We start from the raw sequence: 24,305 nt of genomic DNA, 5'->3' as shown, positions 1-24,305 counted from the left end.
CTGCTAAACGGCCACTATGGACTGCCAGCGGTCATTGCCGTTTCCGGTCCAGTCTCCGAAATTAGGTCCGTGAGTCGGCGCAGTTCCGTCTTCGAGCAGAACCGCCATTGGCCCGGACGAAGTCGACCGAGGGTGATGCCGGCATAGCTGTGCCGGTGCAGACTCAGTACACGGTGCCCGACCGCAGCGAGCATGCGTTTGACCTCGCGTTTTCGACCCTCGCGAATCTCGACACGCAGACGCGTGCCGTCACGAACCGGGGCCAGAATGCTCACATCGGCATGCGCCGGAGTCGGGTCTCCCAGATCGATTCCACGTCCAAGCATCCTGAGGATTGCCGAACCGGGTCGTCCGATGACTGTCGCTTCGTAAGAGCGGGAAACGCCGTATCGCGGGTGCATCAGCCGGTTGGCCGCGTGCCCATCGGAGGTCAACAACAGCACGCCGGTCACGTCCTGATCGAGCCGTCCGACCGGAATCAATTGCGAATACTTGCGCGGCAGCAGGTCAAACACGACCGGGCGACCGCGTTGATCGCGTCGCGTGGTCAGCGTACCGGCGGGTTTGTACAGCACGATCCAGACGGTGTCGTTGATCGCCGGGGTAACACGGCGTCCGTCGATGGTCACCCGATCGGCGAGCGGATCGACGAGCACCCCGGGGCGTTCGACAGGAATACCGTTGAGGGCAATTCGCCCGGCCGCAATCAGGTCGTCGGCTTTGCGGCGCGACCCAATGCCCGAGCGTGACAGGAAACGGTTCAGACGCTCCCGCGAAGTCGCGGAGGATTCAGACATGCCAGGGGATCAGGCGGGCGCCGTCACGAGCGATTCAGCGCCGCGTTGCAATCCGACGTCTTGCTGCTCATACCCGGATTCGGCAACGCCCGCGTCTTCGTCGGACTCGGAGTCAGTTTCGTCGTGGTTTCCGGACCAGCGAACATCGCCGATGCGAAACGTCTCGGCGGTGATCGTCGACGATCGACACTCCCCCTCATTGCGTTTCAAGACGAGGCGGGCGAACAAGTCGGCGGTCGGATCGGAGTCGTCGGGATTGCGTGACGCGAGAATCGACGCCAGTTCGGTTTCCGGCGGAAGATCGGCGAGCGCATCGATCCCGAAGTACTGCAGGAACTCCCGCGTCGTCGTATACAGCCACGGACGGCCGGGAGCATCCGATCGTCCCTTCAGCGTAATCAGGCCGCGCTCCATCAGCGTGCGCAGGACACCGTCGCATGCCACGCCGCGGATATGTTCGACTTCCGGCGTGGAGCAGGGCTGACGGTAAGCGATGATCGCCAGCGTCTCGAGACCTGCCCGTGAGAGCTTTTGAGTCTTCTCGCGCACCAGATGTGCATCCACAATCGGCGCGAACTCGGGGAGCAGGTGCATTTGATACCCGCCCGCGACCTTGCGAACCCTCATGGGATGCCGATGGGCGCTGAGTCGGCGGTTGATCTCTCCGGCGACATCGTCGAGGGTCCACCCGGTCCGGCCATCCAGCGACATCAGCATCGACGGCGCCAGGGGCTCGTGGGCGGCGAACAGCAACGCTTCGACGGCGCTGACGAATCGCTCCTCGCCATCGGACAGTTGACTCTGCCCGTGCGCGGTGTCGTGCGTCAATTCCATCGTCTCCTGTCTGTGCTCGTCAATCATCGTGTCCCTCATTTCCGCTCGCCATGACGCGTCGCGCCAGCCGAATCTCGCCGAACGGCCGTGGCTGCACGAGTGTGATGCGGCGCAGGCGCACCAGTTCCAACAGCGCCAGAAACGTGACAATGACCATCCAGCGTGTCGCCGCGTGGGCAATCAGTTGGGCGAATTCAAACTGATCCTGCGCATCCAACATCGTCTCCAGTTCGGCGATGCGATCCTCGACCGTGTACTCGGGAATGTCGACGTTGTGCGAGGTGTCACTGGGCATGCGCGCCAGGACATCGCCGAATGCCGCTATCAAATCATACAGCGTGTGGCCGATCACGAATCGCGATTTGACCGGCAGGGTGCCGTCGGAGAAATCCGAGCGGGCATAGACGCGTCGTTCCCTCTCCTCATGCTCCCCGAGTATCCCCGCCCCTTCTTTGAATGTCCGATACTCCAACAGCGCCTGGACGAGGAGTGATCGCGGGTCGTCCTCATCCTCGAGTATGGGATCGCGCGGCAGGAGCATGGCGGATTTGATCCGCATCAAAGTCGCCGCCATCACGATGTACTCGCCGGCGATTTCCAGATCAAACGCCTCCATGAGGCGCACCATCGCAAGATACTCGGAGGTGATGCGGGCGATGGGGATGTCGGAGATATCGATTTCGTTCTTGCGAATCAAATACAGCAGGAGGTCCAGCGGTCCCTCGAAGACATCGAGCTTGAAGATCGGCCAGCCCTCATGCCCGTTGCCATTGGGGGCATCAGGATCGGAAACTCCCGTCAATTCAGCGTTCGCGCTCTTCGCGCGTGATAGGACCTTGGACATCTGACGTCGCGTCGGCGGATCGTTCGCAGTAATCCGCCCCCCAGTGTTACCCAATCAAGTTACCGGAGTGCGCAGACGCGGCAATAGAAAAGTCGCCAAACTCCACGGAGTCTCGGCCCGGTCGCGTCGCGGGCCCAGCGAAGCAGATTTCGGGGACTGGAAGCGATCAGGATGTCTGAGTTACCCGTATCTCCATCTCGCGCAGAAAGATACGATCCGGCTGGCGGGCCAGATAGACAACCGCTTCGGCCACGTCGCCGGCTTGAATCATGTGCTCGGACGCGATGCGGGCGGAGCGGCCGGTCCGAAAGTCGGGCGCGTTGACCGATCCGGGGCAGATGGCGGTGACACGGATATTGTGGCGACGCAAATCGAGACCCATACACTCATTGAGTCCCATCACGCCGAACTTGGATGCGCAGTATCCGGCTCCCATCTCGGAGCCGTACTTGCCGGCGATGGAGGCGATGTTGACGATCAGCCCGCCGCCGTCGGCTTTCATTCGCGGGACCACGGCGCGCGAGCACAGGAAGACGCCGCGCAGATTGGTGCCGAGCATTTCATCGAATTCTTCGACGGTCAGCTCATCGACCGAGGCGAAGTAGCCCAACCCGGCGTTATTGACCAACAGATCGACGCCGCCGAGCCAGGTGATCGCGGCGGCAAACTGGCGCTCGACGGCCCGGGCATCGGAGACATCGCACGCGAATGCGGTGGCCTGGGCGCCGCGCTGGTGGCAGTCGGCAACACGGTCATCGAGCACGGGTCCCGATCGCGCCATCAGCGCCAGTCGCGCGCCCTCGTCGGCGAGCCGTTCGGCAATGGCGCGGCCGATGCCTTTGGACGCGCCGGTCACAATGGCGCGACAGCCGTTGAGGTTATCCATCACGGAGACTCCAAAGCACCCTACTTGAAGCTGGCAATCGCTTCTTCAAGCGTGTCGTGGACCTCAAAGACCGAGGTCAGTTTGGCAATGATGAGGATCTTCTCGATCTTGTCGGTGAGGCGCGCCAACTTGAGTTCACCGCCGATATCGTGAAATTTCTTCCAGTGGTGGATCAGGATGGCGAGCCCCGAGGAATTGATCCAGTCGGCATGCCCCAGATCGATGATGACCTTCTTGCATTGACGTCCCAGCAGCGAGTAGAGCTTTTCATCCAACTCGCCGGTGTCGGGACCGCCTAAGAATTTTCCGTGCGGTTCAACGATTTCCACCCCGTTCTGCTGGTATGACTTGACCTTCATGGTCCCTCCTTAGTCCAAGCCAGGCAATGGGCCGGGACGAGCGGCAATAGTACAACATCCGACTTTCCCGAACAAGCATGGCCCGGACTCCCCGTTGGCAGGTAATGAAAGGTGGAAATTGTCCGATAAGATTGGGGGGCAAGCGATTTGGGGGAATTCATGTCATCCATCCTTGTCGTTGATGATAAAGATTCAGTTCGCAAGATGCTCTGCGATGCATTGACCTCCAACGGGCACGACGTTGAGGTCGCACGCAACGGGCATTCGGCCATTGAGAAGACCAAAAGCAGCCGTTTCGATCTTGTATTAACCGACCTGAAACTCCCGGAGATGGACGGACTGGAGGTCCTCTCGGCGATTAAGGGAGCGGATCCCGAGACGGCGGTCATCGTCATGAGTGCCTTCGGCACCATCGAGGCCGCGGTGCAGGCGATGAAGCTGGGGGCCTACGATTTTCTGACGAAGCCATTCGATCCCGATCATCTGAATGTCCTGATCGGCCGCGCGCTGGAAAATCGCCGGCTGATGGCCGAGAACACGTTGTTGCGCAAAGAGTTGGCCGACAGGATGGGCTACAACCATATCATCGGTAACGCGCCAACGATGTTAGAGGTCGAAAAGCTGGTCAAGAAGGTAGCTGCCTCAGAGACAACCGTGCTCTTCCTTGGGGAGAGCGGCACCGGTAAGGAGCTCTTCGCCGCGGCAGTGCATCAACTCTCCAATCGCAAAGAGAAGCCGTACATCACGATCAATTGCGCCGCCATTCCGCATGAGTTGCTCGAAAACGAGTTGTTTGGTTCGGAGCAGGGCGCCTACACATCATCGCACAAGCTGAAATTGGGCAAGTTCGAGATCGCCGATGGGGGGACGGTCTTTCTGGATGAAGTCGGCGATCTCGACATGGCGCTGCAGGCCAAGCTGCTGCGCTTCCTTCAGGAGAAGACGTTCGAGCGCCTGGGCGGCAACAAGCAGATCAGCGTCAACGTCCGTGTGATCGCCGCGACCAATGTCGATCTGAAGGGCGCCATCGCCAGGAAGCGTTTCCGCGAGGACTTGTTTTACCGGTTGTCGGTGTTCCCGATTCAGGTTCCCCCGCTCAGGGACCGTCGCGAGGACATTGCCAAGCTGGCCGAGTACTTCGTGGCCAAGTTCTGTGACGAAATGAAGAAGCCCCACAAGAAAGTGTCGCAGGAAGCCCAGAAGCTGATGGATCGCTACAACTGGCCGGGGAATGTCCGTGAACTGGAGAATACGGTCGAGCGCGCGGTCATTCTGTGCGAGGGGCGTTACATCAACCCCGAGCACCTGGCCATCCGTATCCCGAGCGATCAGGAAATCCAGCTTCGCGAGGGGGCCGGTTTGAAGGAAATCGGCAGCCATGCCCAGATGCTCGCCGAACGGGCCGCGATCCTGCGCGTGCTCCGGGAAACCCGCGGAAACAAGCGGAGAACGGCCGAGATCCTGCAGATTGACTATACCACGTTGTTTGAAAAGCTGAAGCGATACGAGATCGATTACACGCGCAACTAAGGCCGACACTAATCCGGCGGGCGCCGATTTTGATCTTGACAGGAAACGCGATTGTTAAATCTTTGCGGCGCAGTCCGCGGCCGTCTCCAAGAGGGGGGGACGGCAGACGCGCAACTGCGTGGGATCGGCTGCGTCGTCCGAGTACCGGTTTTAACTCGTCAGTGACATCCGGTCACTGACAAGGGCATGGTTTGTCCAGCGCCTATGAGAAGCTTCGGCGTCGGTGTTTCCGGCAGCAGTGAGAACACGGGTATGCCGTTGCCGTCATATTCACCGGGGGGAAGTATGCAGACCAAGGAACGGAAGCACCAGATACTGATCTGCAAGGAATGCGGAGAGGAATTCGTCTTTCCGGTATCCGCCCAGGACTACTTCGCCGAACGCGGATACCAAAAGAACCCGAAGCGCTGCAAATCGTGTCACAGCAAGTACAAACGCGAGCGTTAAGGGTCGCCGTTCGACGTGCCGTCGGGGACGGCACACGGAGTCCACGGGTTGAGGGTGCCGTCATCACGCCACTCCGACTCAGCCCGCTGAACGCATCACATAACTGAGATACAAGGCGATAATCCGGTCGCCGGCCACCGCTGCGACAACCGCGGCAATGGCCAGGAACGGCCCGAAGGGGATTACGCGGTCACGTCGCAGGGCGGGTGAAACGGCCATTGCGGCCACCGAGGCGACCAGCCCGACGACCGCGGAGACGATCAACACCAGCACCAACTTTTCTGCGCCGAGGAATGCCCCCAAAACTGCCGCCAGCTTGATGTCGCCGCCGCCCAGACTCTCCTTCTTAAACAGCAGTGTCCCGAGGTATGCCACTCCCATAAACCCGAACAGGCCGACAGCAGCCCCCAGCAATGATTGCCACCAGATGATATGCGGTGAGATGATGGCGAAGAGAATACCCACCACCACGCCGGGATAGGTCAGCGTGTTGGGGATGATTCGTTCGCGGACATCGATGACAAACGCCGCCAGCAGCGTGACGGAGAGATACCAGAAGGCGAGTGTTGTCGTGGTGACGCCGTAACGCAGGTAGAACACAGCAAAGAGCGCGGCACACGCCAGCTCGATGGCGGGATACACCCACGAAATCCCCGTGCCGCAGAACCCGCATCGCCCCCGCAGAAATGCCCATGAGACAACCGGGATATTGTGGTACCAGGCGATGGACCGGCCGCATGAGGGACACTTCGAACGCGGACGGAAGATCGATTCGTTGCGCGGCAATCGATGCACGAGGACGGTCGTGAAGCTGCCGAAGACCAGCCCAAGGAAAACAACCAGACTCCAGGCAAACGCCGGGTATGCTTCAAGAACGCTCAGATCCATCTTGGTCCTCGTTTCCGGCTGCTATTGCCAACGCCTGCTCGTGCCGGTGTCCAAATGATGCAGCCCATGCGCTTCGGCCATCCGGCTTGACCAAGACCCATACATGGATAGGGACAATCGGCAGAATCGCCTGAAGCAACCATGCCGGCCAGCGCGATACGAATCGACGGATTGGTCCGCGATGGCCCTCGGCGTAGCGTTCCGGGCGCTTGATGATGTCGATCGTGTAATCGACAACGGCAAACGGCCGCACCAGCTTTCTGAGGTTTCTGTAGGACAGCAGCGTAACGTCGTACCGTGCGTTCCTTCCGGCCGCCGCCATGTACCAATCGGCCACCGGTCGCGGCAGCCATGACAACAGCGGCAGCTTGTAGTGGCCCTCGATCAGGACATGGCGCGTGCCGCAGCCGAAATAGCACGCGCCGCCGGGACGGAGAACACGGAAGATCTCGTTGATCAGCGCCTGATGGTCGTCGACGTGCTCGTAGACCTGATTGCAAACGGCGGCGTCGAATGAGTTATCGTCGAAGGGCAGATTGCATCCATCGGCAACTTCACATGCCACCTGATCCGAGGAAAATCCCGCCTGTTCGGCGAATCGACGGGCATACTGGACTCCCACCGCGTCGGTATCGATCCCGACGACGCGTCCGAATCTCTGGGCGTACCGGCACGTCATGATGCCGGTCGAGCAGCCGATGTCCAATGCGGAGATTTCAGACGCCGACGGACCGAAGTAGTCTGAGAGAACGGCAACTACTTTGTCGGCCTTCTGCAACCGTCCGCCCGGATCAAAGAGAATGGGAAAGCGTTCGGAGAATGTCCCGGCGTCGTCGTTGACGCGGGTGACCGACGGTGCGGCGGCAGCGGTCGCACTCATGGTGTGCGCGTCCCGACCGCCGGGACGAGACGATAAACGACCGACAACGCCAGCAGTCCCGGCAGCATCCGTGCCAGAGCGTTGGCGGCGCGGTGGGGCCCTCCATCGAGCCATCGCGGCGGGATGATCGATTGCTGAGCCGACGCGACGGCGCGCAGGCCGCAGCGTTCGAAGAGGCGACGGTGCTCAGCGACGTTGTAGAGTTTGATGTGCGTATCGTCGATACCGCCGAAATCGACGGACCCCGCCAGAATCTGCAACCGCCGACGCAGGTGAAACTCATTGGGCAGACTCACAATCAGATCGCCGGCGGCGGCGGTCACGCCTGCCAGCCCCGACAGCACATCGACAGGGTTGCGGACTTGTTGTAAGACCTCAAGGCAGACGACAGCGTCAAAGCGCCCGCTGAGACTGTCGCACTCCAGATCGACCAAATGTGTCCGCACCGACGGATGCTGGCGGCGGGTCCATTCGAGGGCCTGCGGCGAGATATCGATGGCGGTTACGGCATGGCCCAATTGCGCGAAGTGCGCCGAGGTTGCGCCGCGTCCGCAGCCGACATCAAGCAGACTCCCGGAGGCATGGGTCAGCATGTGTTCGACGATGCCGATGCGCAACCGTGTTCGCGCATCGAGTGAACGGAGCTCGCGGGTGGCCCAGTAGCGGTCGAAGCGTTGATGCTGAGCGGCTGCGGCGCTGCCGACCGGGGTCGAGTTGCGCGCGCGCTGTGGGTCGCCGGTGCCCGCGGTCGCCGGTTCATGGGCCGCCGGCAGCGAGCGGATTACGGAGTCTGCATTCATCCCCATCTATAGAATTATCGGCGTGCAGCCGATGTCGCTGCATCCCTGTATGAACCCGATGATCGCCGGGTCTGGGGAATTTCTGCGGATCATCTGGGGAGGCAGGATTCGAACCTGCGCTCTTCCGGTTAACAGCCGGACGCCTTACCGCTTGGCCACTCCCCAAACGTTGCGCGCGAATCTAATGGATTGCCGACGATCGTGCCACCTTCGCAGATCGACTGATTCGGGGCTGTGCCAAACGATGCGTGTCGGAGGGCGTCAAACCGAGGGATCGCTTACAGAACAGCCGGGCGGCACGAGCGGGCGACAGGTCGTCGATGAGACGCGATTGCCCGGCATGATCGAAGACCGGGAGACGCGCCATCTGCAGCATCGTGTCGGCCAAATCACGCGGAGTCGCCGACGGCGCCACCGCGCCGACCCGGTAACGGCGGATGAAGCATCCCAAGTCGCCGACATCGGTGCCGATGACCGGCGTCCCGGCTTGTACCGCCTCGGAAAACACCAGCGGCAGACTATCGGATTTGGTCGGAATGACGACACAGTCGGATGAGGCGAGCGCGTCGATGACGCCATCGTGTCCGACACGACCATCAAAGCGAATCGCCCCCGATACATGCGACAGGCCGATTCCCGCGGACAGTTCGTGCGCCGCCGGTCCCTCGCCGATGTAGCGCAGTGTCGCCAACGGGAGTGTCCCGCGGACCATCTCGAATGCCTTGAACAGATCGAAGACTCCCTTGGCGCGATGAATGCGTCCCAGATACAGAAACTTCGGTGCATCGGTGGCACGGATGGGGCGCGTTCGTGTGATGACAGGCAACGGGCGAAACGACGGAAGATATGTGCACGTGATGCCAAACTGCGCTTGGGCACGTTTGCACAAGTCTTCGCCATCGCCGTAGACCGAAACCGCGTCTCCGAGAACCCCGGCAATCTGCATGCGGACCAGTGGGCGTCGTGCCCAGGAATAGATGTCCGATCCCAGACACCAGACGGAATACGGGATGCGATACCGTCGAGACAAGGCACGGGCAAAGTGCCCCGACGGCAGTGCCCAGAGCGCGAGAATGTGGCCATACGTGCTGGTCTGGCAGAGTCGCTCACCCAATGCCAAACCGCGACGGATGAACCGCATCAGTCGTATCGGAAAAAGCGGGTTGGACATCGACCAGGAGCCGATCGGGTCGGTCGCCCCGGTGGCGAAGCGATGGACTTCGGGATCGGTGTCCGCTGTGTCATTGTATTGGGGAGTGAGGACATCGACCGCGGCACCGCCGGCGCGCAACGCGTCGACAAAGTGCGGCACAAACGGCGACGCCGTGTCATCGACGCTTGTCGGATAGCGATTGCTGATCAGCAGGATGCGCATGGGAAACGGCTGAGTCAGACCGGGGCCGGTGTCCGACCTGCGCCGTGAACAACCGGTGAGTCGGGATTTTCTGAAGGAGCGGGCCGGGAGACCTGCGCCTGCTGTCGAGGCGATTTGAGATGCTTCTGCATGCGAAACAACTCGCGCCGCACCTGCACAATCTGCGAACCCAGAAACCCGAACAGCAGAATCTGGAGCCCTGCCACCAGCAGGATGACGGTGAGCGAAACGAGGGGACGCGTGGGATTCAAGGTCCCCGATTGCCAGAGCGCGATCAGGTGTAACCCGCTGCCCAATCCGACGCCGATAAACAGGGCGCCGATGAGTCCGAACAGCAGCACGGGCCGTTCGTAGAATGAAAAGATCAGATGCGACGCAACGGTCGCGCGAAACAAGAATTTCGAGTTGCCACGGCGCCGTCCGGTCAGTACCGCCGGCATTTCGACCGGCACAAATCCGGCCGCCAGCGCCTTCGAGACGATCTCGAGATGAATCTCCTTGCCGTTGGATTCCAAGTCGAGCCCTTCGAGCACCGGCCGCCGGTAGGCGCGCAGGATTCCGGTGACCGCCGTCAGCTTGCCGGGCATCGCCAGTCCGAGCACGCGATTGCCCCAGCGTGACAAAAGCAGCCGTCCGGTGGGAACGTTTCTGGTACCGCCGCCTCTGGCATACGGTGAGCCGACGACAAAGTCGGCTTCGGGATGTTCCGCCAACGTGCGGAGCATGGCGGGAATGTGTGATGGGGCATAACTCAGGTCGGCATCGATGGTGACGACGATGTCTCCGTTCGCAGCGGCAAACCCGCGTCGCAGCGCATATCCCCGGCCGCGATTGGTGCGATAGGTAACGATTCGCAGCGGCGCACCGTGAGCGGCGGCGCCGTTCAGATGGGCCAGCGTGTCGTCGGTCGAACCGTCATCCACCGCGACGATTTCAAAGGAGCGACAGAAAGCACTCACCGCGTCGCCGAGCTGCGTGATCAGATCGGGCAGATTCGCCGACTCGTTGTGCATCGGCACAACGATGGACACTTCGGGCCGCCGACTGGTTCCGTCCGGATCTATGAGCACAAGTTTTCTCCCCCCACATGGACAACGACACGGTGGCGTCCTTATAGTAGTTATATCGACGCCGGCGACCGTGGCGTTGACTGTGGGAATGCGGGGAGCTACGTACGGCTACTTGGCGCGCGTGGGTGCACGGATGGAGGGTATTTGAATCCCGACCCGGTGTTGAATACGACGACACGGTCCGTCGAGCTCACCTTTGCCCTGGCGACCGCCTGGTAGAGCCCCGCGACGGCGGCGCCGCCTTCGGGCGAGGCGAATAACCCCGCGTCGGACGCAAGCCATGACTGGCCCTCGGCCCACTGCTCTTCGGTGACGGCCACGGCCCAGCCGCGGGATTGACGGATTGCGCGCAGAATCAGAAAGTCACCAATGGCCGAGGGGACACGCAAACCGAGGGCGGATGTCGAAGGATTGCTGACCGGACTCGCAAACTCGGAGCCGGACTCGAACGCATTGACAATCGGGGCGCAGCCGACGGCCTGTACGGAGACCATTCTGGGGCGCTCGTCGCCGATCCATCCCAACTGCTGCATTTCGCCGAACGCCCTCCACATGCCGATCAGACCGGTGCCGCCGCCGGTGGGATAGACGATGACATCGGGCAGTTGACCTCCCAAGTCGTCCCAGAGCTCGTATCCCATAGTTTTCTTGCCTTCCAATCGGAACGGCTCCTTGAGCGTCGAGAGATCAAACCACTCATTCGGATTGCATTCCAAGCGCATCTGCGCTGCGCAATCGGCAATGGTCCCGTCGACGGCGACCACCTGCGCGCCATGAGCGCGGCACTCGGCAAAGAATGCCTCTCCGGAATCCGCCGGCAGAAAGACGCGCACTTCGCATCCCGCCTTTGCAGCATACGCTGCGGCGGCGCCTCCGGCATTTCCGGCCGACGGCAGACAAAACCGCCGAACGCCCAGCTCGACGGCGCGTGTAATCGCAACGCTCATCCCGCGGGCCTTAAATGACCCGGTTGGATTCTGTGATTCGTCTTTAATCCACAATTCGTCGATGCCGAGGCGTCGACACAACCGTTCTGAACGCACCAACGGCGTCGCACCTTCTCCCAAAGTGACAGCGTTCTCAGGATTCCGAATGGGGAGCACATCGGCGTAACGCCAAAGCGAGTGGGGCCGGGCTGACAGCCCTGATCTGATCGCGTGGCCCAGGGCGCGACTCAACTCATACTCCACAACCAAGGGACGCTGACAATCGGCGCAGAGACGCTGCACGACGGCCGGATCATGCGACCGTCCGCACAGTCCGCACCGCAGTGCGAAGCGAGGATGACTGTTCACGGGATTCTCGTGCTGGAGAGCAACAGGTGTCGTGGATTGCTCAGGCGTCGGGGAATTGCGACGGCGACAGGCCGATATCGACAATCGAGCAGGCGGCCACGACCGGCAGCATCACCCCTTTGGCGCAGTCGATTACTTCAGGGGAGTCGGAGCCGGGATTGAAGAACACCTCGTCGGGTTCCAGTGCGGCGAGATCCTCCAGCAGCGTCATGCCAACAGCAGGCGGGACATACATCGAGACGCGGTCGACCGGCCGCGGGACATCCGCCAGAGCACGATAAGCACGCAAATCCTCGATCAAGCGCTCCTTCGGGTTGACCGGGTAGACCGTCCAGCCCAGCGACCGATAGGCGCGCACCGCCTTGTTGCCGAACTTGCGGCGATCGTTGGAAGCCCCGATAATCACGACGCTTTTGTTGAATTCGGACGTCATGGACGAGCGGCTCGTCGCGCTACTCAGAATCCCGGTACCGGTTCTTGTAGTCGTCCCACAACGCGCCCCATTCGGTTTTGCGGAACTGGCGAATCAGTTTTTGGCCGATGGTGGGATACCACATCCAGTCGTGGTATACATTGGAGGCAAAAGGCGCCCACACGACGAGCGGCGAGTGCAAGGCGACTTTTTCCAAAAAACGCAAGGGTCCGCGTCGGAGCATCTGATCGCCCCAGATGACCAGTGAGCGTTTGGTCCGGAATCCGAGATTGAGCTCGCGGATATCATCGCCGATCAGATCGATTGCATCGGGATCAGCGACGCCCAGCCCGCGTTCGTGGCACATGCGCAGATAGGGAATCGACAGCGGCTCGAAGCCCATGACGCGCGCCGCAACCGCATCGATGGCGACGGAGTCGAACGACGCCAGCAGGACATTGCCCGCGCGCGGGATCATCGTGCGCGGTCCGGCGCCGTCGCCGCAGACCGTGCCGTCCATCACGGCCAATACTTTCGGATGCAGTTCTCTCTGCATCATGACCAGGTCGACCAGCACTTCATGGATGTGCTTGTGTGCGTAATGCCGAACCTCTTTAAGCAGCCCGCCGAAGGCATTCTTGATCGCGCCGGTGGTGATCGAGTGACCGTGGGTCTTGACCGTCGGCAGATGGATGATCTGCTTGCCGGCGTACATCCGGGGAATCTCGATTCCGTTCGGGAAAATCTGGTTGAGCATCAACAGCGGCGACTCGAAGGTATAGGTCATCCACTCGACGCTGGGCAGCGGCGTAAAATCGAGACCGTAGTGCTTCAGGACCGGCAACCAGCGGTTGTTGATCGCGCCTTCGACCGGCTCGGTCACGACGGTCTTGTTTTCGATCGGGATCAGACGCCGCCGGTCGTACCCGTAGTCGATCAATGCACGGACCACACCCTCAACCTGCCACGGCTGCGAGGAGCACGCCGGAAAGTACTTGGTCCACGACAGGTTCAGTTTGAGCAGTGTGTCGATCTCACGCGAGATGCCGTCGGTCACACCGACTAAGTCCAGCAGCCGGCGATAGTCGTTCAACACGGTGCCGGGCGTCGTTTTGACCGCAACGACACGCGACCGAATCGGCGACGGCTGCGTTGTACGGGAGTCCTGAGTCTCTGTGGGTCTGGTCGGCATCAATTCCCTGCGTCAGTCGATGGTTTGGCGGATCCGAACATCTCCATCACCTACGAAGATTGCGTCCTATCGGTTTGTTTCCGTGTGGCATCGGAATGTCTTTCGCTCTCACCATCCCGGGCGCAGCCCGTCGAGTGCAGCGCCGGGTCGAAGTAGGCACTGCGCGCGCCTCCTGCGTGCTTGGCCGCCAATAGCGCCATATCCGCACACCACAGGACACGTTCCGGACTATCGGCGTGACGGGGAAAAGTCGCCGCTCCCACGGACGCGGAGACCGTGACGGAGGATCCGGCGGGGCCGACCGTGATCGATCGGGTCGAGGTCAAATCCCGCAGTCGCTCGGCCAGCGCGCAACAGCTATCCATGTCGGTATCGGGCATCAGTACGGCAAACTCGTCTCCGCCGATGCGGCACAAGATGTCGATGGCCCGGACCGAGCGCCGAATCGACTGCCCGATATAGCGCAGGATGATGTCACCCGCCTGGTGGCCATGGGTGTCGTTCAGCAGCTTAAAACGATCCAGATCGAGCAACACCAGCGAGAGCGGCCGACCGTAACGCTTGGCACGCTGCAATTCTTCGTGAATGCGTTGATTGAAGTGTCGTCGGTTGTAGACGCGTGTGACCGGATCGATGTGCGAAAGCTCCAGAAGGGCATCGCGCCGGGCCAGATTTTCAAGACTCAATTCGAACGAGCGCCAATAGCCGTGAGCGTCATCGGGCACGTGCGGCGCTCCACGCCACCCGATATCGAATATGGTGGCGCTTCCGCTCTGCAGCCGCTGCAGGTGATTCAGGCCCGTTGCCGACAAAATCTCGGGAATGTCCGCGGTCGCCGCTGTCTGTGATCCGGCAAGGCCATCCCTCGACTCGGCGGAGCCGCGCCCAATGACCTCCTCAATCTGTTGAATCATCGTCGGGTCGGCCGTCTCGCCCACATGGCCCGACCATCTCACCACACGCCGACCGTGTAACTCGACGACGACCAGTGATTCGACTCCCATATGTTCCTGCAATACCGGAAAGGCGCGCGTGCAAATCTCTTCGAGCGAATCCAGCGCCAGCCACCGGCGGAGCGTGCTGAGCGCATCGGATGGGGCGGGGTCGCCGCCGCGTCTGTGATCAGGAGGTTGGCCGCTCATGGAGCGTGGACTCTAAATCATCGGACGACGGTGACGACGGTAGTGACTGAATCGTTGACGAGGACGCCACAGGCGCCGTATCCAAAGGGCGCGAAAGATCGAAAGTCGGCCGTGCCCTGTGTGACCCAACTCAGCCAGTCGCGTCCGCAGTTCTCCGATCGAATAAAACGGGTCTTCCAGCACCAAGCGCACCAGCGCGGCATCCCATGAATCCGGGGCGGACGTCGATTCGATGGATTCTTCGCGGGATTCGGCGAGCACTGCGGGAGGCGTCGACTCGATACGGCCAGCGTTAAACCTCCCCTGCGCCGCCTCGAGACTCTGCGCCGTCGGCAACAGTCCGTCGAATTCCAGCAGATCGTACACGCTGCGCACCGGTTGTGTCATCCGCGCCAGGACGATGTCGCCGTCGCCATCGCGGGCCGCCCGCAGCCGAGAGACGAAGATTCCCCATCCGGCCGAGGAGATGTAGTTGACGCCGGCGAGATCGATGACGAGACGCCGGTCGCCGCGGCCGATCAATGATCCGAGAACGCCATCCAATTCCGGCGCCGTGATCGCATCGACACGGCCATCGACGCGCACGACATGGACCCCCTTGCCGGGTTCGGACAAGGAAATCCGCAAATTCTCGCGCACGAGCGGGGTCATCACACAGAGCGCTTAGCAGGTTGCTGAAAAAACCACCGTGATCGCCACAACGCAGTCTGTCACCCTGAGCGAAGCGAAGAGTCTGCTTTCTGCCCCATAGGAGAAAAACAGCAGATGCTTCGCTCCGCTCAGCATGACAAAGCTGGCTCTTCTGCACTTCCTGGAGTTTTTCATCAGCCTTTTAGGTACCGTCCGATGAACGTTTGATCGAATCGGGGACCCAACGGGGCGTTGGGGTGCCCGGCTCCCGGACGCCACGAATAAAGGTTACGGGGATCGGCTTGACCTTGATGATGAACGTCTTGTCATCCCACGTGAAATAAACTGTCGGCTCCAGCGGCTGCCCTTCGTCCAATGGCGGGTCTACTATGACGACCGCATTGTTGGTAAATTCGGTCCGAACGGTCCACCCATCATAGTGGCGCGCCGACGAGAGCATCGGCAGCGCCGGTATGCGCACCGATCGCACCGGGTCGAAGTACACGACAGAATCCATTCGCAGCGTCATCGCTGTCTTCCAGTCGGGAACGGGACGGATGGTCATGTCGATACGCGACCAGAGCGGTTTCTCCGGCACTTTGTCGGCTGCGTGGAGCATTTTCATCGGCACCACGTAAAGCCGCAACAAAAAATCGTCCTGATGAATCTCGCCGGATTCGTCGGCGGTGAATCGCAAGGTGTCCGGCCAGCCGGGTTTGCGCGTCACCCACTCGACTTTCTCATCGCGGGGTTCGGGCTTCTCCGGAATGATGACCTGCGGCTTCGGTTCCGGCGCTGTCTGCTGCTGTTCACTTCGGCATCCGGGGAAAACGGCCACGACAATCGCGGCTGTCAAGGCCGCGCTGCAGTGCCGGACGAGCCGGAGAATTGTCTGCCGGGGAGTCATGTCGGGAATGAAAGGTAGTACAATCGGCCGTCGCGCGAAAGCAGCATCACGGCCGGTCGGTCGCCGATGCGTTCGACGAGCCGCCGGAAGTTCGATACGCCCACGACCGACTCGCGATTGATCTCGAGGATGGCATCGCCGATCCGAAATCCGGCGCGATCGGCGGGCGAGTTGGGGACGATGTCTTTGATGATTACACCACGTGTGTCGGCACGCAGGCCGATGCGCCCGGCGCCAGCGGCATCAAGCTCTTCGACGACCAATCCCTCCAATGGCGTACCGTGGCTGATTTCCTCGGACAGTTCCAACTCGGTTTCGTACGACTCGACGGTGAGCTGGCGTTTGTCTTCTCGTCCGTCGCGCCACACGACGATTTCGACCGACTGCCCGATGCGCCCCAGGGCGATCAGCCGCCGCAATTGGGCGGAATTGGCGACCGGTTGGCCATCGAAGCTGACGACGACATCGCCGCGCTCCAATCCGACATCGGCGGCGGGGCTGCCGCTGGTGATGTCGTTGATCAGCGCGCCCTGCGTGCTCGGCAATCCCAGCGCGCGGGCCATGGCCTCATCGATATCCTGGTAGGACAGACCCACCCAGCCGCGTGTGATCGATCCGGTGCTGAGAATGCCATCCATGACCGAGCGCGCCATGTTGATCGGCACGGCAAACCCGATCCCCTGGTAGCCGCCGGAGCGCGAAAAAATGGCGGTGTTGATTCCGATCAGACGTCCTTGCACATCGACCAGTGCGCCGCCGGAATTCCCCGGATTGATCGCCGCATCGGTCTGTATGAAGTTTTCATAGTCGACCAGCCCGACGGACGAGCGGCCGGTCGCCGAGATGATGCCCATCGTCACGGTCTGGCCGAGCCCGAACGGATTGCCGAACGCCAGAACGACATCGCCGATCCGCGCGGAGTCGGAATTGCCCAGCGGGACCGAGGGCAAATCGGCGGCATCAACCTTAAGGACCGCGACATCCGTGGCCGGATCGTTGCCCAGCAGCTTCGCGGCCACACTGCGGCCGTCGGGAAGCACGGCCATGATCTCGCGCGCGCCTTCGACCACATGATTGGCGGTGAGAATGACCCCGGAATCGGCGACAATGACCCCGGAGCCCAGCGATTGTTGACGGCGCTGCTGCGGCACGGTCTGCCAGCGCTGCCCGAAGAACTCAAAGAAGGGGTCCCATCCGAACGGTGTCGGGACACGGCGTTGCGTTGTGATGATGCGTTCCGAGGAGATATTGATGACTGCGGGCGCCACGGCGGCGGCGACTTCACCGAAGCCGACTCTGCGGTCTGCGCCGTTCAGCAGCAACGGCGGAGACGCGTCGATCGGTAAAGAGTTTGAGTCTCCCGCACCCGGCTCAGACGTCGGGGTCTCCTGGCCAAGGGGGTCGTCGATCCCGCCCAGACGCGCACCGATGAGCACTCCACCCAGCACGGCGGAGGCCACAACGATCAGCGCAGCTATGACACGTAGCGGTCGGCCCATTGTCCTGTGGGGCCCGGTGATGCAGGCCCGCAACGATTATACGCAGGTTGGGTGCCCGCGCAAGGAGAGGTACAATCGGCGGCCCGTGCCGGATGCATCGCATCGACGACCGGGTGGCTATGCCGGTGCGGCGACCAGCCAGCGCTCGAGCTGGCGGCGATGACGCAGGATGTGCACGATGGCATGCTCCAGCATCTGCTCGATATCATAATTCTGACCCCACCGGGTACGAAAGACAATGGGCTGGAGATCTTCGTCGGTTTTGTCGCGCACCCTGCCCAGAACCTCGACCATCCGTCCGAAAGCAGTCCCGAGCGATGCGGCCGCTGCCTGTGTCGATTCGAAGGCATACTCGTGTTTTTGCATGCCGCGGTCGGTTTTGTCGAGGGCGTCATTGATGTAGTCGACATAGCGGTTGGCGGCGCCGATGACATGCCACATGATCTCCCGCATCGACGGAAACTCTTCATCGGAGAGTTCGGTCCGTGCGACATAGCGGTCGGGGGTCACGGGTTTTAGAACTCCTTCGAGGTCACGTATCGCCCGCGCGTACTCATCGAGGACGGCGCGCAGCCACGGACGATAGTCGGCCCAGCTCAATGGATCGGTGTTCATGACGCCACATCCTCCCCTGTGACCGATGGGACCACTGCCCGAAGGGTCGCCAAATACTGGCAAGCGGTCAAACAATTCACTTGTAATAGTCGATCGCGATCTCTCATAATCCGCCGCAAAATGGGAGGATCAGAACAAAATGAATACTCAAAAGTCCACCTGTAAGACGCTCCCTCGGTCTCGTGTCGGACTGCGCGCCGGCACGTTCGTCGGATTGCTCATTGTCTACGTCGCCTTGGCGTCGACTCAGGCCCAGTAGCGGAGCGTACCGGACACAGTCAAGCGGGGCGAGTTCCTGGTGCATCGGCGACTGCAATGGATGTCACACGCCATGGGTCATGGGTGGTCAAGGTTTCGCACCCGACATGAGCCGCATGCTCTCGGGCCACCCGCAGGACATGGTGATGCCGACACCGCCCGACTTGGGCAACAGCCCGTGGGGATGGGTGGGCGCGATGACGATCACGGCGTTCGCGGGGCCCTGGGGAATCACGTATGCCCCCAACCTCACTCCGGACACCAATACAGGAATGGGAATTTGGACAGAGGAGATGTTTCTCCAGGCGATGAAATCGGGCCAGCACATGGGCGCCGGGCATCCGATCATGCCGCCGATGCCGTGGATGAATCTCGCATCGCTGCCCGAGGATGATCTCAAGGCGGTCTATGCCTACCTGCGCAGTATCCCGGCGATTCCCAACCGGGTGCCGGAGTATGTGCCGCCGCCGGAGCCGGCAGACTCGCAGGAGTGAACTGATCCGTACCGGAATGAGTCAGCCCCCGGAGTCACTGCCGGGGGCTTTTTGCACTCGTGTGCGGGTCGCGATAGCTCTGCGCGAAGGTGAGGTGGAGTAGCAGCAGCCCGCACTCGCTACTTTCTCCAATGCCCCGGGACCCAGACCCAGCCGCGCGGACGTTTGTCCCAATGGCCGGCGACCCAAGCTCCCTTGGCCTTCTTGGCCCAATGCCCGCCTTCCCAGACATACTGCCCTTTGTGCCACTTCCAGTGTCCCGGGATCCAAACCGCACGCGGCCCGGGGCGGGCCGGTTGGACTTCTTCTTTCGCCGCGGGAGGATCGACAACAACGTAGGCCGTCCCAGCGCACCCGAAAAACGCGACCAGCGAAAGCGCAATCAAAAACCGGCGAATCAGATGGATCGACATGCAGGCGCTCCTTTTGTGCTACAGTGGCGGTAGGATCTGTAGTCACTCACAGTTAGTCAACGAATTCGTGTTCAGCATAAACTACGCTGCGCTGACGTATCGGCCCGACGATTGTAAGATGGCGGTTTGAAACCCAAGAGACATTACGACTCTTTGTCAATTCCAGTAAATGAGGCAAGATCGACGGAGAGGACTTTGTACCTAGGATCGGTCGGCTGTCTCCTTGGAATCAGGTAACCATACAGGGGCGAGTGAAACTCATTCTGCAGACCCACAATGAAATCATGAGTATAGCAGGTGACATCCCAGCTCAATTCCTTGAGTTGCCCTAACTGATCCTTCAGCGCGTCCCAGTCTTTCGCTGCCCTCGGAGACAGGAGCGGAAATAATGCTCCGATCGACTCAATGAACCTAAGGTTCACACTGCTGAGTTTGTCGTGGAAGGGGAGGAACCGATTGAGGATGACTTGTCTCGATTCGAATGTTTGCCCGCATGCGGTGCCCGCGGAAACTGTTGATCTCCATCTTTCCACTGTTTCTTTTTGGAAGTCGGCAAGTGACCGTACAGGAATTGACAGTTTTGACGCCTCCCACTTCAATACAGCACTGCGCGTGGAGATCCACTCCACGAAGTCGCCGTAAGCGCGTTCCATCTCTCTTAGTGACTTGATCATTTCATCAGCAGCGGTCATCGACATTTCGCACTTCGCTTGTTTATCAGCCAGTCTCGCGGATCTCTCAAATGTCTTTCGCACCTGCCTGTTTGAGACCCAGAACGCGACCATCCATCCGCCGACAGCGATCGCGATGGTGAGTAAGACTTGCCCCCACTGTTGCAGGTAGGCGAGTAACACTTCGTACAGCGTCACAATTCACTCGTGAATTACGGATTGGTGCTGCGCAAGAATCAGATCCGGTGCTCTTTCTTCATCTCTTCGACCTGCTTCATGTTGAACTTGCTGACCTCGATGATAGTGGCGACCGGGCGGTAGGCGGGCGGGACCACCATGAGCGCCTCCTCGCGGCTGTCGGCATCCAGGAGGAACCAGCACTTGTGAACGTTTTCGGCACAGCCCCAATCGGCATTGGTGAGAAAATGCGAGCCGGTCTGCAGAAAGACCTCGATTGCGCGCAGGCAGGCGGAGACACTCTCTTCGTGGGGAACTTCGATCATGAATCTGGGCATGCGATCGATCTCCTTTCCACATCATGTCAGAAGCACAGTCGTCCCGACCGACGGTTCTTGCTCAACGGTCGAGGATTCGTTCGAGCTCGACTATGAGCGGCGGCAAATCATCGGTCACGATTTTCCACAGGACGTCTTAGTCAGTTTCATCGTATCCATGGATCAGTCGGTTACGTATAGCGATGGCGCCTCGCCATTCAATGAGTTCGTATTTCTGGCGCGTTGCTGACGAAACTCAAACGGCCGCCTCGCCGATAATCTCCAGGAGGCGTGTGACAGCGAGACCGAACTTCCTGTCGGTCAGCAAATCCGACTTGGTCTTACCGCGAGCGATGACAATGGCCTCGCGGGCGAGATCAAGCATGTGGCGCATGCTCGCTGTGTCGTCATGCCGCGTCATACACCGGTACCGATTCGTGGATCACCTGCTCACGAGAGTACGGACCGAGAAACCCGACGGTATTCAGGTTAGCCCGTCGACCCAGCAATTCCGACAATTCGTCCTGCATGCGAAAGAATGCCAGGCCCGGTGTTTTCCCCGGCGCGAATTCGACGAGTACGTCAACATCGCTGCCGGGCCCGAAGTCGTCGCGCGTCACCGAACCAAAGAACGCCAATCGCCGGATGTGATTGCGCACGCAGAATGCCGTCAGTCTCTGACGGTCGTAGTCGATGCGGATCATCGGTGTATATAAATGTCGGTCTCCGGACGAGGCAATCAGAACAAACGCCCTCCGTCAGGTGACGGAAGGCGTTTAAATTAATCCCGGCGACGATCTACTCTCCCACCCCCTCTCAGAGGCAGTACCATCGACGCTGAGGGGCTTAACTGCCGTGTTCGGAATGGGAACGGGTGTTTCCCCCTCGCCACAGTCACCGGAAATCGATTGGCGCTTGTCCGCCGTCATTTGGGCGGATTGCCGACCGAAAGTCGGTCAGTTCGCCGACAACTTCATATCCGAAATCGTGCAGGAAGCCATTCGTCTGTGTTGCTCGATCGACCCACCTAAGGATTCCATATCTTCTGTGTCGCGCGCGATGTGTGGAATCCTCAGAAAATAATCCGGTCAAGTCGCACGGCCGATTAGTATCGCTCGGCTGCACGCCTCGCGGCGCTTCCACCTGCGACCTATCAACCTAATCGTCTATTAGGGGCCTTCAGTCCCGCTTGCGCGGGAGGGAAACCTTGTCTTGGGGTGGGCTTGGCACTTAGATGCATTCAGCGCTTATCCCGTCCCGACGCGGCTACCCGGCGATGCCGTTGGCACGACAACCGGTGCACCGGAGGTCGGTCCATCCCGGTCCTCTCGTACTAGGGACAGCTCCCCTCAAGTTTCCTGCGCCCGTATCAGATAGGGACCGAACTGTCTCACGACGTTCTAAACCCAGCTCACGTACCACTTTAATTGGCGAACAGCCAAACCCTTGGAACCTTCTTCAGCTCCAGGATGTGATGAGCCGACATCGAGGTGCCAAACCTCCTCGTCGATGTGAACTCTCGGAGGAGATAAGCCTGTTATCCCCGGAGTACCTTTTGTCCGATGAGTGACGGCGCGTCCACGTGCAACCGCCAGATCACTAAGTCCTGCTTTCGCACCTGCTCGACTTGTAGGTCTCGCAGTCAAGCTCCCTTATACCTTTACGCTCTGCGGCTGATTACCAAACAGCCTGAGGGAACCTTAGAGCGCCTCCGTTACCATTTAGGAGGCAACCGCCCCAGTCAAACTGCCCGCCTGGCGATGTCCCCGAGCCGGATTCACGGCTCCGGGTTAGAATTCCGATGCCACAAGGGTGGTATTTCAACGGCGACTCCACCGAATCTAGCGACCCGGTCTCACAGTCTCCCACCTATGCTACACATGCCACATCAAAACCCAACGCCAGGGTACAGTAAAGGTTCACGGGGTCTTTCCGTCCCGATACGGGTAAGCGGTATCTTCACCGCTGCTTCAGTTTCGCCGAGCCCCTCGTTGAGACAGCGCCCAAATTGTTACACCATTCGTGCAGGTCGGAATTTACCCGACAAGGAATTTCGCTACCTTAGGCGATTTGTTACTCATCCCTCACCCGTCCCTCCGTTTCGCTCGCCATCGCACGCGAAATTCGGGACGACCCCTCCCACAGGGAGAGGTTGAGCTGATGGGTCCGGTCGTTTCCGCCGGACTCTCCATGTCGCCATGGAGGTCGGACTATATCTTGATGCCGAATCCAATTCTGTCATTCCGAGCGAAGCGAGGAATCTGCTTTTGTTCCCTTCGAACAGCAGATTCTTCGTCCTGCTCCGCCATCGGCGGAGCGTCCTCAGAATGACAGTATTGAGATGGTCGGCATCCCCGGCGTGTAGTCTCTGGGGATACCGCGGTCGATCTTAACGGGCACGGCACGCCGCTCGCACTGAGCGTAGCGAAGTGTGCCCCTACGGATTCGACCACGGTCTTTCCTGCTGATTGTCCGCACCAACGACATTATCACTTCGAGAAAGATGGACGCGCGGCCGAAGGTGACCCTTATGCAGTAGGCATCCTTTCGGGGCATCAGCTATTCGTTGCACTCAGCACGCTTGAGCATTCAGGCTCGCGAAAGCAACTTGCCTACGATTTCGCGAGGTGACTGATGCCAACTACGCCTGAGACGCGCGTCAGACAAAAGCTTGCCTGACATAATCACCTCTTTCTGAAGTAGTCTCGGATACACGGATGTTCCAGCATACAGCCGGGTTTTGCAACGGCCCTGAGACAGTCACTATGTGTGATAGTCAAGGGAGCGAATCGGAAGAGGTACGTTTTCGAACCGTTATAGTTACGGCCGCCGTTTACTGGGGCTTCGATTCAGAGCTTCTCCCACCGAAGTGGAATGACCCCTCCTCTTAACCTTCCAGCACCGGGCAGGTGTCAGTCCCTATACATCGCCTTCTTAGGCTTAGCAGAGACATGTGTTTTTAGTAAACAGTCACCCAGGCCGATTCTCTGCGGCTCCATTCCGCCGTCGGTCGCGAAGACCGCCGACGTACTAAGGAGCACCCCTTCTTCCGAAGTTACGGGGCCATTTTGCCTAGTTCCTTAACGAGGGTTCTCTCGAGCACCTTAGGATACTCTCCTCACCCACCTGTGTCGGTTTGCGGTACGGGCCCCCGACGACACTCGCTTAGAGGTTTTTCTCGGCAGCATGATTAAGACCAGTTTGTGGGCAGAGCCCTCCCCATCACCTCTCGGAGTATGAGACGGTGGATTTGCCTGCCGTCTCCTCCTACCAGCTTGGACCGGGACATCCAACACCCGGCTGGCCGTCACTTCTGCGTCACCCCATCGCTCAAACGCGTCATCAGGAGGTACAGGAATATTGACCTGTTTTCCATCGCCTACGCCTTTCGACCTCGGCTTAGGTCCCGACTAACCCTGAGCGGATTAACCTTCCTCAGGAACCCTTGGGTTTTCGGCGGACGGGTTTCTCGCCCGTCTGATCGCTACTCGTTCCGGCATAATCTCTTCCCAACGGTCCAGCCGCCCTTACGGACGACCTTCACCCCATTGGCAATGCTCCCCTACCGATCCG

General features: G+C 60.3%; 27 protein-coding genes, 1 tRNA gene and 2 rRNA genes (1 of these 30 only partly in view). 4 read left to right on the top strand and 26 right to left on the bottom strand.

Translation table 11 applies throughout. The annotated features are described in order from the left end of the window. Positions 1-14: 14 nt before the first annotated feature. From VGB22_04640 to VGB22_04620, 5 genes are all read right to left on the bottom strand, one after another. Entirely contained in the window at positions 15-797 is a 783-nt protein-coding gene (locus VGB22_04640; GenBank protein HEX9750560.1) for a pseudouridine synthase, read from the bottom strand. Positions 798-806: 9 nt separating this feature from the next. Next, positions 807-1,658 (bottom strand): SMC-Scp complex subunit ScpB, encoded by an 852-nt coding sequence (scpB, locus tag VGB22_04635; GenBank protein ID HEX9750559.1) that lies wholly within the window; start codon positions 1,656-1,658, stop codon positions 807-809. Then, entirely contained in the window at positions 1,651-2,475 is an 825-nt protein-coding gene (locus tag VGB22_04630) for a segregation/condensation protein A (protein HEX9750558.1), read from the bottom strand. Before VGB22_04630 ends, scpB begins: the two co-directional genes overlap by 8 nt. A 166-nt stretch (positions 2,476-2,641) precedes the next feature. After that, the gene (locus tag VGB22_04625) at positions 2,642-3,361 is read right to left on the bottom strand and encodes an SDR family NAD(P)-dependent oxidoreductase (GenBank protein HEX9750557.1); all 720 of its coding nucleotides are present in this window, start codon (positions 3,359-3,361) and stop codon (positions 2,642-2,644) included. A 20-nt stretch (positions 3,362-3,381) separates the two neighbouring features. After that, positions 3,382-3,720, bottom strand: coding sequence for an STAS domain-containing protein (locus VGB22_04620; protein HEX9750556.1), 339 nt, complete (start codon positions 3,718-3,720; stop codon positions 3,382-3,384). Positions 3,721-3,879: 159 nt separating this feature from the next. Here VGB22_04620 and VGB22_04615 point away from each other — a divergent pair, with 159 nt between their 5' ends. Together VGB22_04615 and VGB22_04610 are read left to right on the top strand one after the other, a co-directional pair. Then, positions 3,880-5,250, top strand: coding sequence for a sigma-54 dependent transcriptional regulator (locus tag VGB22_04615; GenBank protein ID HEX9750555.1), 1,371 nt, complete (start codon positions 3,880-3,882; stop codon positions 5,248-5,250). 204 nt (positions 5,251-5,454) lie between these two features. Further along, on the top strand, positions 5,455-5,697 hold the full coding sequence (locus tag VGB22_04610) for a zinc-ribbon domain containing protein (GenBank protein ID HEX9750554.1): 243 nt from the start codon (positions 5,455-5,457) through the stop codon (positions 5,695-5,697). A 78-nt stretch (positions 5,698-5,775) separates the two neighbouring features. Here the strand turns inward: VGB22_04610 and VGB22_04605 are convergent, their stop codons facing one another. The 14 genes from VGB22_04605 to VGB22_04540 form a co-directional block, all read right to left on the bottom strand. Beyond that, entirely contained in the window at positions 5,776-6,585 is an 810-nt protein-coding gene (locus VGB22_04605; protein ID HEX9750553.1) for a prepilin peptidase, read from the bottom strand. Next, complete coding sequence (locus VGB22_04600) at positions 6,566-7,465, bottom strand: class I SAM-dependent methyltransferase (protein ID HEX9750552.1); 900 nt, start codon at positions 7,463-7,465, stop codon at positions 6,566-6,568. The genes VGB22_04605 and VGB22_04600 overlap by 20 nt, the downstream gene beginning before the upstream one ends. Beyond that, the gene (locus VGB22_04595) at positions 7,462-8,271 is read right to left on the bottom strand and encodes a class I SAM-dependent methyltransferase (GenBank protein HEX9750551.1); all 810 of its coding nucleotides are present in this window, start codon (positions 8,269-8,271) and stop codon (positions 7,462-7,464) included. Before VGB22_04595 ends, VGB22_04600 begins: the two co-directional genes overlap by 4 nt. 87 nt (positions 8,272-8,358) lie before the next feature. Next, a tRNA-Asn gene (locus VGB22_04590) sits at positions 8,359-8,430 on the bottom strand. Positions 8,431-8,446: 16 nt separating this feature from the next. Next, positions 8,447-9,640: a glycosyltransferase gene (locus tag VGB22_04585; protein ID HEX9750550.1), complete on the bottom strand. Its 1,194-nt coding sequence runs from the start codon at positions 9,638-9,640 to the stop codon at positions 8,447-8,449. A 14-nt stretch (positions 9,641-9,654) separates the two neighbouring features. Beyond that, the gene (locus tag VGB22_04580; protein HEX9750549.1) at positions 9,655-10,710 is read right to left on the bottom strand and encodes a glycosyltransferase family 2 protein; all 1,056 of its coding nucleotides are present in this window, start codon (positions 10,708-10,710) and stop codon (positions 9,655-9,657) included. A gap of 98 nt (positions 10,711-10,808) precedes the next feature. Next, positions 10,809-12,005 (bottom strand): threonine synthase, encoded by a 1,197-nt coding sequence (locus tag VGB22_04575; protein HEX9750548.1) that lies wholly within the window; start codon positions 12,003-12,005, stop codon positions 10,809-10,811. Positions 12,006-12,045: 40 nt separating this feature from the next. Further along, a complete protein-coding gene (locus VGB22_04570; protein ID HEX9750547.1) occupies positions 12,046-12,438 on the bottom strand; it encodes a CoA-binding protein in 393 nt (130 codons plus the stop codon). Positions 12,439-12,457: 19 nt separating this feature from the next. Then, positions 12,458-13,609, bottom strand: coding sequence for a DUF362 domain-containing protein (locus VGB22_04565; protein HEX9750546.1), 1,152 nt, complete (start codon positions 13,607-13,609; stop codon positions 12,458-12,460). A gap of 50 nt (positions 13,610-13,659) precedes the next feature. After that, positions 13,660-14,751 carry a GGDEF domain-containing protein gene (locus tag VGB22_04560; GenBank protein HEX9750545.1) on the bottom strand — a complete coding sequence of 364 codons (1,092 nt, stop codon included), beginning with the start codon at positions 14,749-14,751 and terminating at the stop codon, positions 13,660-13,662. A gap of 12 nt (positions 14,752-14,763) precedes the next feature. Further along, positions 14,764-15,390: an STAS domain-containing protein gene (locus tag VGB22_04555; GenBank protein ID HEX9750544.1), complete on the bottom strand. Its 627-nt coding sequence runs from the start codon at positions 15,388-15,390 to the stop codon at positions 14,764-14,766. 193 nt (positions 15,391-15,583) lie between these two features. Further along, a complete protein-coding gene (locus tag VGB22_04550; GenBank protein ID HEX9750543.1) occupies positions 15,584-16,237 on the bottom strand; it encodes a hypothetical protein in 654 nt (217 codons plus the stop codon). Positions 16,238-16,284: 47 nt separating this feature from the next. Further along, positions 16,285-17,787 carry a Do family serine endopeptidase gene (locus VGB22_04545; GenBank protein ID HEX9750542.1) on the bottom strand — a complete coding sequence of 501 codons (1,503 nt, stop codon included), beginning with the start codon at positions 17,785-17,787 and terminating at the stop codon, positions 16,285-16,287. Between the two features lie 117 nt (positions 17,788-17,904). After that, on the bottom strand, positions 17,905-18,402 hold the full coding sequence (locus VGB22_04540) for a DinB family protein (protein ID HEX9750541.1): 498 nt from the start codon (positions 18,400-18,402) through the stop codon (positions 17,905-17,907). Positions 18,403-18,767: 365 nt separating this feature from the next. On the opposite strand from VGB22_04540, the gene VGB22_04535 reads away from it, so the two are divergent. After that, complete coding sequence (locus tag VGB22_04535; GenBank protein HEX9750540.1) at positions 18,768-19,154, top strand: hypothetical protein; 387 nt, start codon at positions 18,768-18,770, stop codon at positions 19,152-19,154. 119 nt (positions 19,155-19,273) lie between these two features. Here the strand turns inward: VGB22_04535 and VGB22_04530 are convergent, their stop codons facing one another. The 3 genes from VGB22_04530 to VGB22_04520 form a co-directional block, all read right to left on the bottom strand. Then, positions 19,274-19,567, bottom strand: coding sequence for a hypothetical protein (locus VGB22_04530; GenBank protein ID HEX9750539.1), 294 nt, complete (start codon positions 19,565-19,567; stop codon positions 19,274-19,276). Between the two features lie 143 nt (positions 19,568-19,710). Beyond that, complete coding sequence (locus VGB22_04525; protein ID HEX9750538.1) at positions 19,711-20,436, bottom strand: hypothetical protein; 726 nt, start codon at positions 20,434-20,436, stop codon at positions 19,711-19,713. A 38-nt stretch (positions 20,437-20,474) separates the two neighbouring features. Then, positions 20,475-20,753: a hypothetical protein gene (locus VGB22_04520; protein HEX9750537.1), complete on the bottom strand. Its 279-nt coding sequence runs from the start codon at positions 20,751-20,753 to the stop codon at positions 20,475-20,477. On the opposite strand from VGB22_04520, the gene VGB22_04515 reads away from it, so the two are divergent. Beyond that, complete coding sequence (locus tag VGB22_04515) at positions 20,740-20,982, top strand: hypothetical protein (protein HEX9750536.1); 243 nt, start codon at positions 20,740-20,742, stop codon at positions 20,980-20,982. The two genes, VGB22_04520 and VGB22_04515, sit on opposite strands and share 14 nt — an antisense overlap. A gap of 6 nt (positions 20,983-20,988) precedes the next feature. Here VGB22_04515 and VGB22_04510 read toward each other — a convergent pair whose 3' ends face one another. The 4 genes from VGB22_04510 to VGB22_04495 form a co-directional block, all read right to left on the bottom strand. Then, positions 20,989-21,117 carry a hypothetical protein gene (locus VGB22_04510; GenBank protein HEX9750535.1) on the bottom strand — a complete coding sequence of 43 codons (129 nt, stop codon included), beginning with the start codon at positions 21,115-21,117 and terminating at the stop codon, positions 20,989-20,991. 22 nt (positions 21,118-21,139) lie between these two features. Next, a complete protein-coding gene (locus tag VGB22_04505; GenBank protein ID HEX9750534.1) occupies positions 21,140-21,436 on the bottom strand; it encodes a nucleotidyltransferase family protein in 297 nt (98 codons plus the stop codon). 81 nt (positions 21,437-21,517) lie between these two features. Then, positions 21,518-21,634, bottom strand: a 5S ribosomal RNA gene (rrf, locus tag VGB22_04500). Between the two features lie 182 nt (positions 21,635-21,816). Then, a 23S ribosomal RNA gene (locus VGB22_04495) occupies positions 21,817-24,305 on the bottom strand (it continues 1,283 nt past the right edge of the window).

The sequence above is a fragment of the Candidatus Zixiibacteriota bacterium genome (genome assembly GCA_036397555.1).
Taxonomy (GTDB): domain Bacteria; phylum Zixibacteria; class MSB-5A5; order WJJR01; family WJJR01; genus DATKYL01.
The sequence above is the reverse complement of the archived record's forward strand: the minus strand, read 5'-3'. Positions and strand labels throughout refer to the sequence as shown.